Here is a 13,237-nt window from a genome sequence, read left to right on the forward strand (position 1 = left end):
CTCGTCGGAGCCGCCGGATCCGCAGCCGGTGACAAGGAGCGCGAGCGCGGTGGCGGACGTCGCGAGGGCGAGGAGGGTACGGCGGCGCGGGGATTCAGCAAGCATCGTGGGATCCAGGGGTAGACGAAACGCGTGGAGCGAGGTACCTACGAACAGTAGGCATGGATCCCGTGATTGACTTGGTTTGAAAGATCGTCTTCACGATCCTGCAATGAATCTCAGGTGATAGGTGTGGGTGGGGCGGTGGCAGTGGCCGGAGCCGGGGCCGCCGGAGTGTGCGCGGGTCTCGGTACGCCCGCCGGATACTCCTCGCCCAGCACGGTGTCGAACAGGCTGGTGACCTCCTGTGCGGTCAGGCCCTGCTCGCGCGCCTCGCGCATCCACTCGCCCAACCGGGCCCGTACGGGAGACTCCGGTGCCGTTCGGGGAGTTGCCAGAGTCCGGGTGATGAAGGTGCCGGATCCCTGCCGGACCTCGACGAGTCCGGATCGCTCCAGTTCGCGGTAGGCCTTGAGGGTGGTGTTCGGGTTCACCTTCGTGGTGGCGGCGACCTGCGCCGCGGTGGGCAGCTTGTCGCCCTCGGTCAGCGCCCCCATGTGGAGCGCCTGCTCCACCTGGTGGACGATCTGGAGGTAGGCGGGCAGGCCGCTGCGTCGTTCGATGCGGAACACGACCACGGTGCCCGCCTCCTTGATCCTCGTCGTTTTCGCTCAGCCTAGGCGTTCGCCGGTCTACAGCCGGCCCTTGCGGGCCCGGACCACGCACACCCCCAGGAACAGCGCGGTCAGCGCCAGCAGTAGTCCCGTGGCGGTCCATTGCATGCCCACCATCTGATCGCGGCCGAAGTAGTCCCGGACGGAGTTGACGATGCCGAGGTCGCTCCGGCACTTCTCGGTCGACGCGTCGTGGACGCAGGTGGACCACCCGTAGAGCTTGCCCGACGCGGTGCCGACCCACTGGTCGACCTCGATCCCGCCGTTCAGGGCGGCCGGCATGGCGCCGTCGAGCGGCCAGGCGACCCGGCGCGGCGTGGCGAGTTCGTTCCGGAAGACGCCGGCCCCGGTCAGGCCGATGCCCGAGATCAGGAAGGTCGCGACCGTGGCGGGCGTGCCCCGACGCAGCAGCGTGCCGACGGCCATGCCGAGCGAGGTGGTGCACAGGGTGGTGGCCACCAGGACCGGACCCGTGGTGTCGAACAGCGCTCCGGACAGCCAGTCGTTGGGGGCGAGCGGCCCGAGGGACCTCCACCACCAGCCGTAGAGCAGGCTCAGGACCGTCGCCGGTACGGTCACCACGATCAATGCGAAGGAGATCTTGGCCAGCAGCCACTGGAGCCGCGATACGGACTGGGTGGCGACGAGCCGTCCCGTTCCGTTCTCGTAGTCCGCGGCGATCAGTGGTGCGCCGAGGAACGCGCCGAGCAGGATCGGGAGGGCGCCCAGTGTCGTCCCTCCGGAGTTGAGGTCGTTGGATATCCGGTTGGTCAGGTCCCCCGGCAGGGAGTCGGCCGACTTGCCGGGCCAGCCCGCGGCGTGCAGGGAGTCCAGCATCGCGCCGCGCTGGTAGATGATCCAGGCCGCGCCGAGGAGGGTGAGCGCGAGGCAGGACAGGAGGGCGGCGCGGTGCTGGTGCACCATGAGCCAGGCCAGTCCGCGCAGCGCGCGGGGACCGGACGGCTTGTGACCGCGGATCGCGGGGCCCTGGGCGAGCGTGCTCATGCTGCGTGGTCCTCTCGGTGGCCGGGGACGGAGGTGGGGGACAGCAGGGCGGGAGCCTGCGGCGAGCGGAGGTAGGCCAGCAGCACTTCCTCCAGGCTCGGCTCGGACGGCTGCCATTCGGCGCCGATCCACCCCTGACGGCGCACCAGGGCGGTGAAGTGACGTCCGGACGTCCTGGCCTCGACCAGGGTGTGGGCGTCCAGGGCGGCGGGGAGCGCGCCGGTCTCGTCGGTCACGCCCGTCACCACCGAGTGCATGGGGATCAGCTCGTCCGTGTCGCCCGCCATGCGCACGCGCCCGTCGGCGAGGACCAACAGGTGGTCGCACATGTCCTCGATCTCGCTCAGCAGGTGCGAGGAGAGCAGGACGGTGGTTCCGTTCTCGGCGGCCTCGGCGAGGAGCAGTGAGCCGATCTCGTCGCGGGCCACCGGGTCGAGATCGGCCATCGGCTCGTCCAGGAGCAGCAGTTCGGGCCGCTTGCCGAAGGCGAGCGCGAGGGCCACGCGGGTGTGCTGGCCGCCCGACAGGTCGGCGATCCGTGCCTCCATCGGCACGTTGCCGGAGCGCACGATCCGTTCCGCGACCTCACGGTCCCAGCCGGGATTGAGCTCCTGCCCCATGCGCAGGGTCCTGGCCACGGTGAACCGCTTGAAGAGCGGTTTGTCCTGGCCGAGGTACGCCCAGCGGGTCCTGGTCGCGTCCGATCCGACGGGGCGGCCGAAGATCCTCAGCTCGCCGGCCGTCGGCTCGACGAGTCGGGTCGCGAGGCCGAGCAGGGTGCTCTTGCCGGCGCCGTTGGGTCCGACCAGGGCGGCGATGCGGCCGGCGGGAATCCGGAAGGTGCAGTCCCGCAGGGCCCATCCCCTGCGGTACTTCTTTCCCAGCCCGTGTGCCTCGACGGCCCACCGGTAGTCGGCCGCGTCGGAATCGGTCGTATGGCGCACGGCGTCCCCCCTTTCCATAAATCCACTAGATGAGTAGTGGAATAATGGACTCAGGGTCGGGTCGTGTCAAACGACCGGATCCGGCGGCGACCGCCCCGCGCGGGAAGGCTCCCGCGCGGGGCGACCCCACCGGATCCGGGGCGGAACCACTCGAAAGGGGGCGAACGGGTGGGGTGGGGTGTCCGCGTCCGATCAGGGACGGGCGGCAGGCGGCGTCGGCAGCGGGGTGCCGTCGGTGCCGAGGAGCGCGAGGAGGACGATCGCGTCGGTCCACCCGAGCGGTACGACCGCCTTCGGCCGGCCGTCGATGCTGACGGTCTCGGGCAGCTCGCCGAGCGCGTTGCGCTTGGACAGCACCCAGTCCACCACCGCGTCGGCCTTCTCCCGCTGCCCCGTGCCCGCCCAGGCGAGCGCGAAGAAGGAGGTGCTCGCCGTCCAGGTGATGTTCCCCCAGGGCGCGTCCGGGTCGTCGCCGGGGACCACGCCCCCGTTGGGCCGCAGCAGCGCGGCGTACGTGTCGTCGAGGGCCCGGGGCAGGTCCGCGGGCGCGTTGTTGAACGGCGGGGCCATGAACCCGACGGCGCTGTCCCGGCCGTTCAGCCCGTCGGCGGTCCGCGGGTACCCCAGCGGCGCGAAACGGGCGGCGATGCCCTCGGACAGGCGCTGCGCCGCTTCCGCCCAGCGGGTGGCGTCCTCGGTCCGGCCGAGGCCGCGGGCCAGGTCGGCGGCGGCGTTCAGCCCCGCCAGCAGCGGCGCGGCCGTGCCGATGTTCGCGCTGTCGGTCGCCAGCTCCCAGTAGTCGGGGGAGGCCGGGGGCAGGCCGTCGGCGTCCAGGGTGCCCGCCGTGTGGTCGGCCGCCTTGCGGACCATCGGGTAGAGGGCCTCCAGCCGTGCGGCGCGGCCGTCCTGCGGGGCCGTCCGGTACCACTGCCAGGTGGCCCACGGCACCCAGCCGTTCCCGTCGAGCTGCCACGGCCGATCGTCCGGCGGCCCGGAACCGTCCAACCGCGTACGGGCCTCCCAGGTGCCGTCCGCCCGCTGCGTCTGCGCGTTGTAGCGCAGGATCCGGTACGCCTCCTCGTCGTACCCGGTGTGCGCGAACGCCGCCGCGACGAAGCTGGAGTCGCGCGGCCACGAGAAGTCCCAGAACGGCGACCAGGCCGCCGCGAACGAACCGTTCGGCCGCAGCAGCGCCCGCATCGACAGCAGGGCCCGCTCCGCGCTCGCCCGCCGCGGACCCGCCGCGCCCGGGATCCGGCCCGACGCCAACCAGGCCCGGGACTCGGTGATCTGCTCCAGCGCGCCGGCGTCGTCCGCCTCGACGACGACGGACGCGGTGGCGCCCGCCGGCAGGTAGCGCCACCGCCCGGAGGGCAGCCGCAGCACGTTGCTGCCCTCCACGTAGGCGGCGCCCACGGCAAACTCCGGAGTGACCGCCTCCACGGCCGTGCCGTTGGAGAGCAGGCCCGAGGTCCGCGCGAGCCGGTCGGAGGCGGGCACGTAACAGGGCTCCGTCTCCCCGCACCGCTCGTCGCCGGTCGGGTTCACGTGGAACGCCAGCCGCTCCTCGACGGCCTCCCAGCTGTCCGCCTCCCCGTCGTGACGCCAACTGACCGGCGCCCCGACCTCGGCGCGGCGGGTTCCGTGCCAGACGACCGGCTTGCCGTCCGGAGTGGTGGCCCGGGCGAACAGGTAGTAGGGGGCGCCCGGCGTCAGCGTGGCATCCAGGGGCACCTCCAGCCAGCCCGCGCCGACGCCGCCCAGCTTCGCCACGTCGACCGTGCGCGCCGCGATCGTGGACCCGCCGTCCTCGCGGGTACCGCGGACCTCGATCCGTACCCGGCCGGTGGCGGCTCCGCTGCTCAGGTACAGGCTCACCCGCGACAGGCGGGCGTCGGACGTTCTGAACTCCTGCGCGGCCGCGCCACCGGCCGTCGCGATGCCGAGCAGGGGGGCGTCGTGCAGGGCCTGCCCGTCCGGTGGAACTCCGTCGCGTGCGCTCGCCGGCCCGCCGGCGGCGCACAACAGTGTCGACAGCAGGGCAGTGGCCAACGCGGTGGACCTCGTACGCACCATGCTTCTCCCTTCGGGTGATCCGGACGTCAAACGAGAGACGGGCATGGGTGGTGGCGCGCTCCTTTCAGAGAGTGCCTCGAACGACCATCGGACCATCGGAAGATCGCCCGGCCGCGCCGGAACCGGCCCCGTCTGGACGAACCGCGCCCACGCGGTCCCACCACGGATGTCATCCCACGGATGCAGGGGCGTACGGGCGTACCACCGTGGGCCGATGGCCGGGCCGCGATCCGTTCCTAGCATCGGGGACATCGGACCGTCGACCGCGGCCCGGCCGCCGCGGCGGACATCGCGACGAGGACACCATGAGGACATCGATGAGGACACCAATGAGGCGTGCGTTACTGGCCGTTACGGCAGCCACCCTGCTCATGACCGGTACGGCCCGGGCGGATTCGGGGCAGGCCGCGACCACCGGCGCGACCACCCCGCAGGTCGCGCCGGCGCTCCGCGCGCCGACCGGCGGACAGCCGGTGGGCATGACGACCGTCCACCTGAAGGACCAGGACCGGGCCGACCCCTGGGTGCCGGGGGAACGCCGGGAACTGATGGTGTCGGTCTGGTATCCGGCGAAGAAGCCCTCGCGCGTGCCCGCCCCTTACATGACGGCCGAGGAGTCCCGGAGGTACGTCGAATCCAACCGGGCCGTCGTACCGAAGGAGGTGCCCTCCGAGGTACTGACCACCGTGGTCACCCACGCGACCGTCGGCGCCGAACCCGTCACGGCGCGCGGCGGACTGCCGTTGGTCGTCCTCTCACCCGGCTTCGGAATGCCGCGCGCCACCCTCACGGGCCTCGCGGAGGAACTCGCCTCCCGGGGCTACGTCGTCGCGGGCATCGGCCACAACCACGAAGCCGCCGGCACCACCTTCCCCGACGGCCGCACCACCTCCTGCACGCCCTGCGGGAACCCGGACTTCCCGCGCGTCGGAGCCGTCCGCGCCCAGGACGTGTCCTTCGTACTGGACGAGCTCACCGGCCGGCACCCGAAGTGGAAGGGCGGCCGGCTCATCGACACCGGGCGGATCGCCATGGTCGGGCATTCCGCCGGGGGCTTCAGCGCGATCCCGACCATGCTGGGCGACCCGCGCATCAAGGCGGGCGTCAACATGGACGGAAACTTCCGCTTCCCCAACGACGTCCCCCTGGACCGCCCGTTCCTGATGCTGGGCAAGCCCAGCCACGTGCCCGGCGGCCCCGACCGCACCTGGGACGAGACCTGGACCGAACTGACGGGCTGGAAGCGCTGGCTGACCATCGACGGCACCGAGCACACCTCCTTCGGTGACATGGCGTCCATCGGCAAGCAACTCGGCATCCGGCTCCAGCCCCTCGACGGCGACCGCTGCGACACCCTCCTGCGCGCGTACGTCACCGCCTTCGCCGACACCCACCTCCAGGGCCGCCCGGCCGCCCTGCTGGACGGCCCCTCGAAGAACCACCCCGAGGTCCGGTTCCACGACAGGCCCCGGGCGGACCCCGGAACGGGGCGTCCGTAGGCGGGCGTCCGGAAGCCGGAGCACCGCCCCCCGGCGTGGGGGGACGGGGCTCCGGCGCTCGCCGCTATCGGGGCAGGAGCGTGCCCGCGACCGACGACGGGACCGGCGCGAGCCCGGTGGGCCGGGTGGTGAACGTGCCCCGGCCCTGGGTCCGGCCCCGCAGCCGGGACGCGTACCCGAAGAGCTCGGCCAGCGGCACCGTCGCCGTGATCACCGCGGTCCCGGCGCCGGCCGTCGACCCGCTGACCCGGCCCCGCCGGGCCGCGAGGTCACCGAGGACACCGCCGACACCGTCCTCCGGAACGGTCACCGTCACCTCCACGACCGGCTCCAGCAGTTCCACGGTGCTCGCCCGCAGCGCCTCGCGCAGGGCGAAGCGGCCCGCGGCCCGGAACGCCATCTCCGAGGAGTCCTTGGAGTGGGTCGCCCCGTCGGTGAGGGTGACCCGCAACCCCGTCACCGGGAAGCCGCCCAACGGACCCTCGGTGAGGGCGTCCCGGCAGCCCGCCTCCACGGCGCGCGCGTACTCCTGCGGCACCCGGCCGCCGACGACCGTCGACCGGAACTCGAATCCGGGACCCTCCAACGGCTCCACGTCGATGACGACGTGCGCGAACTGGCCCGCGCCACCGTCCTGTTTGACGTGCCGGTGGACCAGACCGGCCACCCCGCGCACGACCGTCTCCCGGTAGGAGACCTGCGGTTGGCCGACGGCCACCTGCACCCCGTGCCCGCTGCGGATCTTCTCCACCGCGACCTCCAGGTGCAGCTCGCCCAACCCCGACAGGACGGTCTGGCCGGTCTCCGCGTCCGACCGCACCACCAGCGAAGGATCTTCCTCCGCCAGCCGCGCCAGAGCCACGGCGAGCCGACCCGTGTCGGTGCCGCGCCGTGCCTCCACCGCCACCGACACCACCGGATCCGCCACCGTGGGCGGTTCCAGCAGCACGGGCGCGTTCGGCGCGCACAGCGTCGTACCCGCGCGGGCCGTCTTCGGACCGATCACGGCGACGATGTCACCGGCCACCGCCTCCTCCCTCTCCTCGTGCCGGTCGGCCTGCACCCGCAGGATCCGCCCGACGCGTTCCGTACGGCCCGTACCGGGATCCAGTACGGACGCGCCCTTGCGCAGGGTCCCCGAGTAGACCCGCAGGTAGGTGAGCCGCCCCGTCGCCGTGGCCGTCACCTTGAAGGCGAGGGCCGCGAACGGAGCCGCCGGATCGGGCGCCCGCTCCTCCTCGCCCCCGTCGGCCGTGCAGCGCACCGGCGGCATGTCCGCGGGCGACGGCAGATAGGCCACGACCGCGTCCAGCAGCGGCTCGATCCCGCGGTTGCGGTACGCCGAACCGCACAGGACCACCACGGCCTCGCGCCGCAGCGTCAGCCCCCGCAGTGCGCGGACCAGGGTCGCCGCGCTCAGCGCGGACTCCGCGCAGAACTCCTCCAACGCCTGCGGATCCAGTTCGGCGACCGTCTCCTCCAGGAGCCGGCGGCGGCGCAGCGCCTCCTCCCGCAGCGGCTCGGGCACCGGCTCCGTGCGGTACGCTTCCCCGTCCTCGTGCCAGATCAGCGCCCGCATCCGGACGAGGTCCACCACACCCCGGAAGCCGTCCTCCTGCCCGACTGGCAGCTGGACCACCAGCGGAACCGCGCCCAGCCGGTCACGGATCGAGGCGACCGCCGCGTCGAGGTCGGCGCCGGCCCGGTCGAGCTTGTTGACGAACGCGATCCGGGGCACGCCGTGCCGGTCCGCCTGCCGCCACACCGACTCGCTCTGCGGTTCGACGCCCGCGACGGCGTCGAAGACGGCGACCGCCCCGTCCAGGACCCGCAAGGACCGCTCGACCTCGTCGGCGAAGTCGACGTGACCGGGCGTGTCGATCAGGTTGACGCGGTGCCCCTCCCAGGTGCAGCTCACGGCCGCGGCGAAGATGGTGATGCCGCGGTCGCGTTCCTGGGGGTCGTAGTCGGTGACGGTGGTGCCGTGGTGGACCTCGCCCCGCTTGTGGACCGCGCCGGTCGTGAACAGGATCCGCTCGGTGACGGTGGTCTTGCCCGCGTCGACGTGGGCGAGGATCCCGAGGTTGCGGAGGGTCGTGAGGGCGAGGGAGAAGGGGACGGCGGAACGCCGGTCGGTGCGCATGGCCCGAGGCCTTTCGAACGAGGGAACGAGGGGATCGGCGCGATTCCCGGACCACGTACGGACCCACCCGCGTGCCCCGCCCCCGGCGGGCCGGCCCGGGGCCGGGACGGAACCCGGGAGGGCGGAGCGGGGGGACGGGAAGGACGGAGGTCGGAGCCTAGAGGTGTGTCACGGGCATACGGTGACGGCCGCGCGGCCGGCACCGCACGGTGCGAGACACCGGGATCACGTCGTAACGGGACGGGGGAACGAAGGCGGCGGTGCGGTACGTGCACATGGCCCGGTTCCCCTTCTCTTCGTTCGGCGTCGGGCGCGCCGAGCCCGGTCGGCGGCGCGCATGGCGAGTGTAGGCAGCCGGGCGGCCACGTGGCACGGCGTTTTCCGCGGCGCACACGCACCGCGCCCCCCGCACCGGGCCCCGCGCCCCCCGCACCGGGGCCCCGCATCCGCCCGTCCGGGCGCCGGCACGGTCCGTCCTGGTGGGCCGTCAGGCCGGCGGGCGCCCTTCCGACGCGCCGGGCACGACGCGCCCGGCCGGGACCGCGGGCCGGGGTTACCGTCGGCGGCATGGACGGTGACCGTCGAAGATGGCGTCAGTGCGTGCTCGCCGGGGCGGTGTTCGCCGTGTGCATGGCCGGCACCACCCTGCCGACCCCCCTCTACGGCCTCTACCAGGAGAAGTTCGGCTTCTCCGAGCTGATGGTGACCGTCATCTACGCCGTGTACGCCTTCGGCGTCATCGGCGTCCTCCTCCTCGCGGGCAACGCCTCGGACACGGTCGGCAGGCGCCCGGTCCTCCTGGCGGGACTCGGCTTCGCCGCCGCGAGCGCCGGCTGCTTCCTGTGCGCCGACGCGATGGGCTGGCTGTACGCCGGACGGCTGCTGTCAGGCCTGTCCGCGGGCCTGTTCACCGGGGCCGCGACCGCGTACGTGATGGAGCTCGCCCCCAGGGACGGCTCCTCCCGGGCCACGCTCGTCGCGACCGCCGCCAACATGGGCGGACTGGGCTGCGGTCCGCTGCTCGCCGGAATCCTCGCGCAGTACGCGCCCTGGCCCCTCCACCTCACGTTCGTCGTGCACCTCGTCCTGGTGGCGGCGTCGGCGGCCGTCCTGCTGCGGCTCCCCGAGACCGTGCGGGAGCGACGCCCGCTGAGGACCGTACGCCCCCAACGGCCCGCCCTGCCCTCAGGGGTACGGGCGGTGTTCGGGCCCGCCGCCATCGCCGCGTTCGTCGGGTTCGCCCTGTTCGGGGTGTTCACCTCGGTCAGCCCGGCGTTCCTCGCGCAGTCCCTGGACGTCCACAACCGCGCCGTCAGCGGGCTCGTCGTCGCCCTGGCCTTCTTCGCGTCGACCGCCGGACAGCTCGCGGTCGGTCGGGTCGGCGTGGGGCGTTCCCTGCCCCTGGGCTGCGCCGGTCTGCTCGCCGGGCTCGCGCTGCTCGCGGGCGCGCTGTGGTGGGACCAGCTGTCCCTGGTGGTGCTCAGCGCGCTCGTCGGCGGGGCCGGGCAGGGCCTGGCCTTCCGCGGGGCGCTGTCCGCGGTGGCCGCGGCGTCCCCCGCGGACCGGCGCGCCGCGGTGATCTCGACCCTGTTCGTGGTGGCGTACACGGGCATCTCCGTCCCGGTGATCGGCGTGGGCCTCCTGACGGGTCCGATGGGTCTGGAGGGAGCGGGGCTGGTCTTCATCGCCTGCATGGCGGTCCTGGTCACCACCGCCGGCGTCTACCTGCTCCGCCGGCCCGTCCCGACGCGCTGAACCACCGGCGCAACCCCTCGTCCCCCGGCAGGCGTTCACCAGGATCCGGCTTCCCCGCCGGGAGAACGCCGGCCGCGCCGGCGGCGTTGCGGCGTGCGCGCCGGCCGTTCGTGGGACACCGTGGAACCGCCCCCCACCCGGGCCACCGGCCCGGACCGACCCGCCGGCGTGACACGAGGAGACCCTCCATGAACTGGACGCTCGAAGTCGTACCCGTCCCCGTCACCGACATGGACCGAGCGAAGGAGTTCTACGCCGACAAGGTCGGGTTCAAGGTCGACCTCGACGACGAGGTCGCGCCCGGCATGCGCATCATCCAGATGACCCCGCCCGGATCGCGCTGTTCGATCGCGATGCTGCGGGGCATGCCCGCGGCTCCCGGTACCCGACAGATGGCCCCCGGCACCCTGCACGGCCTCCAGGTCTGTGTCACCGACATCGAAGCGGCCCGCGCGGAACTGGTCGCCCGCGGCGTCGTCGTCTCCCCGGTCCGCCACGTCGGCGAGACGGGCTGGGAGGACGGCAAGGGCGCGACCTGGAACTCCTTCCTGACCTTCGAGGACCCCGACGGCAACGGCTGGGTGGTCCAGGAGGCCCCGTCGGAGCTGTCCGAACGCTGACCGGCAGCGGCCCTCCCGGGCGAAACCGCCGGGTGGCGCCCTTGACCCTGACCCGCGGGTCAGGGGTTAGCGTCACCGCACCCAGGCCGCGCGACCGCCCGGCCGCCGCCCCGAACCCGCCCGGGAGCCCGCATGCCCGCCACCGCTCCGCCCCCCACCGGCCGCGAGGTCCGCCTCGCCGCGATCCCCGAAGGGCTGCCCGCGCAGGAGCACTTCGTCCTCGCGGAAACCCCGCTGCCCCGACCCGCCGACGGACAAGTGGTCGTCAGGAACAGCCACTTCCTGGTCTTCCCCGGCCTGCGCACCCTCATCGGCGGCGAGACCGACGGCCTGCCGCTCCCCCTGCTGCGTCCGGGCGACGCCCTCTTCGGTCCCGCCGTCGGCGAGGTCGTCGCCGCCCCGCCCGGAAGCCCGTTGCGTCCGGGCACCGCCGTCAGCCACATGTCCGGCTGGCGGGACTACGCGCTGGTTCCCGACGCCGCGTGCACCCCGCTGGGCGACGTGCTGCCCGAACCGGTCGCGCACCTCGCCCAGGGCTCCGTCGCCTACGGCGCCCTCACCCGCCTCGCCCGGATCCGCCCCGGCGACGTCGTCCTCGTGACCGGGGCCGCCGGAGCGGTCGGCTCCCTCGCGGGCCGGATCGCGCGGCTGCTGGGCGCCGCCAAGGTGATCGGCACCACCGGGTCCCCCGCCAAGGCCGCCCGCCTCGTCTCCGAACTGGGCTACGACGCCGTCCTGCTCCGGGGCACCCGCCCCTTCGACGAGCAGCTCGCCGAGGCGGCCCCCGAGGGCATCGACGCCGTACTGGACACCGTCGGCGGCGAGCAGCTCACCGCGGCGCTCGGCGCCGCCCGGCAAGGCGCGCGCGTCGCCCTCGTCGGCACGCTCTCCGGGCAACTGTCGCCGCGGCGGGCGGGCGGCAGCGCTCCGGCCGAGATCGACACCTTCCGCGTCGTCGTGAAGGGCCTCTCGCTCCAGGGCTACAGCGGAGCCGACCACCCCGACGTACAGCGGGAATGGACCAGCCGCTTCGGCGACTGGCTGCGCTCGGGCGAGATCACCTTCCCCCACACCCGGATCCCGGGCATCGAACGGGCTCCCCTGGCGTTGCGGGAGTTGATCGAAGGGCGGCACTTCGGAGCCGTCGTGGTGGAACCCTAGTGCTGTGGACCTTCCCGGCCACAGCACTAGGAATGGCGTCACAGCGGCGTCGACCCCGAAGGACCCCAGGCCGGACGGGACTTCGACGCCACGACGCGGGAAGACGGTACGGAATGCGGATCGGCGATGCGGCCGCGGCGGCCGGGACGACGCCCAGGGCGCTGCGGTTCTACGAACAGCGGGGCCTGCTGACACCACCGGCGCGCACGGCCGCCGGGCAGCGGGAGTACGGCCCGGCCGAGGTCGCGCGGGTCCGCCTGGTACGGCGCCTGCTGGCCCTCGGGCTCACCGTCGAGGACCTGCGCGACCGGGCCCACCGCCTCCACCTGCTCGACGCCGACCCGCAGCCGTCGTGCGCCACCACCGAACCCGACACCGGGAACTCCACGGTCGTCGCCCGGCGGCTCGCGGTCCTCGACGCCGAGATCGAGCGGCTCACCCGGCTGCGCGAGAGCCTGGCGCGGAGCGGCGCCACCGACGGGCACCCGCCCGCCGGCGACCACCGGACCCTCAACGGCCTTTTGACAGAACATGACTGACACTCCGTCGATCCCCACCCGGTCGCCCGTCGCCGGTTGCGCACCGCATGCCGCCGGGCACGGCGGGTAGGCGCGGCGCATGACGGTCAAGAAGACGAGCGTTCTCGTACTGGACTGCGCCGAGCCCCAGGCCCTGGCCCTCTTCTACGCCCAACTCCTCGACGCCGACGTGCGGACGGGCGACACCCCCGACATCGTCGAAGTCGTCGGTGCCGCCGGAGTACAGCTCGCCGTGCGCCGGGACCACGGCTACGCACCACCGAGCTGGCCGCGCCCCGAGGACTCGCAGCAGGCGCACCTGAGGATCCTGGTCGACGCCGCCGACCTCGACGAGGCCGAGCGCGAAGCGGTCTCCCTCGGGGCCCGCCCGATGGCCACCGACGTCGAGGACGGACCGCACGACGCGCGCCTGTTCAGCGACCCCGCCGGACACTCGTTCACCCTCGCCGGCCGGCCCGCCATCCCTGGGGTCCCCACCCGCTGAAGGCACCGCCCCGGGCGCGTACGAGGGGGCGTGCGCGCGTGGGCGAGGGGCGCGGGAAGAAGCGTGTGCGCCACTTCCGGCAGATTTCCGGGGACCGGCCTGCACGATCGGGCTCGTTCTCCGATGGGGTGGGTGTTGGGGGGCGCGCCGCGCCCCCGCGGCTGCCGAGCAGGGGGCGGGGCACGCCGCCGCGCGCACACCACTTGGGAGGTTTCACGTCACGTGAATGTCGTCGAGATGGTCGCCCTCGCCCCGATACTCGCCACCGCGGTCCGCGCAGGCACAGCCGATCCGCTCC

General features: G+C 73.5%; 11 protein-coding genes. 6 read left to right on the forward strand and 5 right to left on the reverse strand.

Annotation, left to right across the window (positions count from 1 at the left end; all coding sequences use genetic code 11):
- Window positions 1-218: 218 nt before the first annotated feature.
- The 4 genes from NOD94_RS18650 to NOD94_RS18665 all read right to left on the reverse strand — a co-directional run bounded on the left by NOD94_RS18650 (window position 219) and on the right by NOD94_RS18665 (window position 4,738).
- Complete coding sequence (locus NOD94_RS18650) at window positions 219-677, reverse strand: GntR family transcriptional regulator (RefSeq protein ID WP_281207106.1); 459 nt, start codon at window positions 675-677, stop codon at window positions 219-221.
- A 54-nt stretch (window positions 678-731) separates the two neighbouring features.
- Complete coding sequence (locus tag NOD94_RS18655) at window positions 732-1,718, reverse strand: ABC transporter permease (protein WP_281207107.1); 987 nt, start codon at window positions 1,716-1,718, stop codon at window positions 732-734.
- Complete coding sequence (locus NOD94_RS18660) at window positions 1,715-2,662, reverse strand: ABC transporter ATP-binding protein (RefSeq protein ID WP_281207108.1); 948 nt, start codon at window positions 2,660-2,662, stop codon at window positions 1,715-1,717. Before NOD94_RS18660 ends, NOD94_RS18655 begins: the two co-directional genes overlap by 4 nt.
- A gap of 192 nt (window positions 2,663-2,854) precedes the next feature.
- Entirely contained in the window at window positions 2,855-4,738 is a 1,884-nt protein-coding gene (locus tag NOD94_RS18665; RefSeq protein ID WP_281207109.1) for a hypothetical protein, read from the reverse strand.
- A 329-nt stretch (window positions 4,739-5,067) separates the two neighbouring features.
- Between NOD94_RS18665 and NOD94_RS18670 the strand changes: the two genes are divergently transcribed.
- Entirely contained in the window at window positions 5,068-6,237 is a 1,170-nt protein-coding gene (locus tag NOD94_RS18670) for an alpha/beta fold hydrolase (RefSeq protein ID WP_281207110.1), read from the forward strand.
- 64 nt (window positions 6,238-6,301) lie between these two features.
- Here NOD94_RS18670 and fusA read toward each other — a convergent pair whose 3' ends face one another.
- A complete protein-coding gene (gene fusA / locus NOD94_RS18675) occupies window positions 6,302-8,380 on the reverse strand; it encodes an elongation factor G (RefSeq protein ID WP_281207111.1) in 2,079 nt (692 codons plus the stop codon).
- Window positions 8,381-8,947: 567 nt separating this feature from the next.
- Here fusA and NOD94_RS18680 point away from each other — a divergent pair.
- The 5 genes from NOD94_RS18680 (at window position 8,948) to NOD94_RS18700 (ending at window position 12,939) form a co-directional block, all read left to right on the forward strand.
- Window positions 8,948-10,135, forward strand: a complete 1,188-nt coding sequence (locus tag NOD94_RS18680) for an MFS transporter (RefSeq protein WP_281207112.1) — start codon at window positions 8,948-8,950, stop codon at window positions 10,133-10,135.
- Window positions 10,136-10,323: 188 nt separating this feature from the next.
- Window positions 10,324-10,755, forward strand: a complete 432-nt coding sequence (locus NOD94_RS18685) for a VOC family protein (RefSeq protein WP_281207113.1) — start codon at window positions 10,324-10,326, stop codon at window positions 10,753-10,755.
- A gap of 132 nt (window positions 10,756-10,887) precedes the next feature.
- Window positions 10,888-11,916, forward strand: coding sequence for an NADP-dependent oxidoreductase (locus NOD94_RS18690; protein WP_281207114.1), 1,029 nt, complete (start codon window positions 10,888-10,890; stop codon window positions 11,914-11,916).
- Window positions 11,917-12,029: 113 nt separating this feature from the next.
- The gene (locus NOD94_RS18695) at window positions 12,030-12,455 is read left to right on the forward strand and encodes a MerR family transcriptional regulator (RefSeq protein ID WP_281207115.1); all 426 of its coding nucleotides are present in this window, start codon (window positions 12,030-12,032) and stop codon (window positions 12,453-12,455) included.
- A 79-nt stretch (window positions 12,456-12,534) separates the two neighbouring features.
- Window positions 12,535-12,939: a VOC family protein gene (locus NOD94_RS18700; protein ID WP_281207116.1), complete on the forward strand. Its 405-nt coding sequence runs from the start codon at window positions 12,535-12,537 to the stop codon at window positions 12,937-12,939.
- Window positions 12,940-13,237 lie beyond the last annotated feature (298 nt).

This window comes from Streptomyces sp. Isolate_45, assembly GCF_024721315.2.
Classification (GTDB): Bacteria; Actinomycetota; Actinomycetes; order Streptomycetales; family Streptomycetaceae; genus Streptomyces.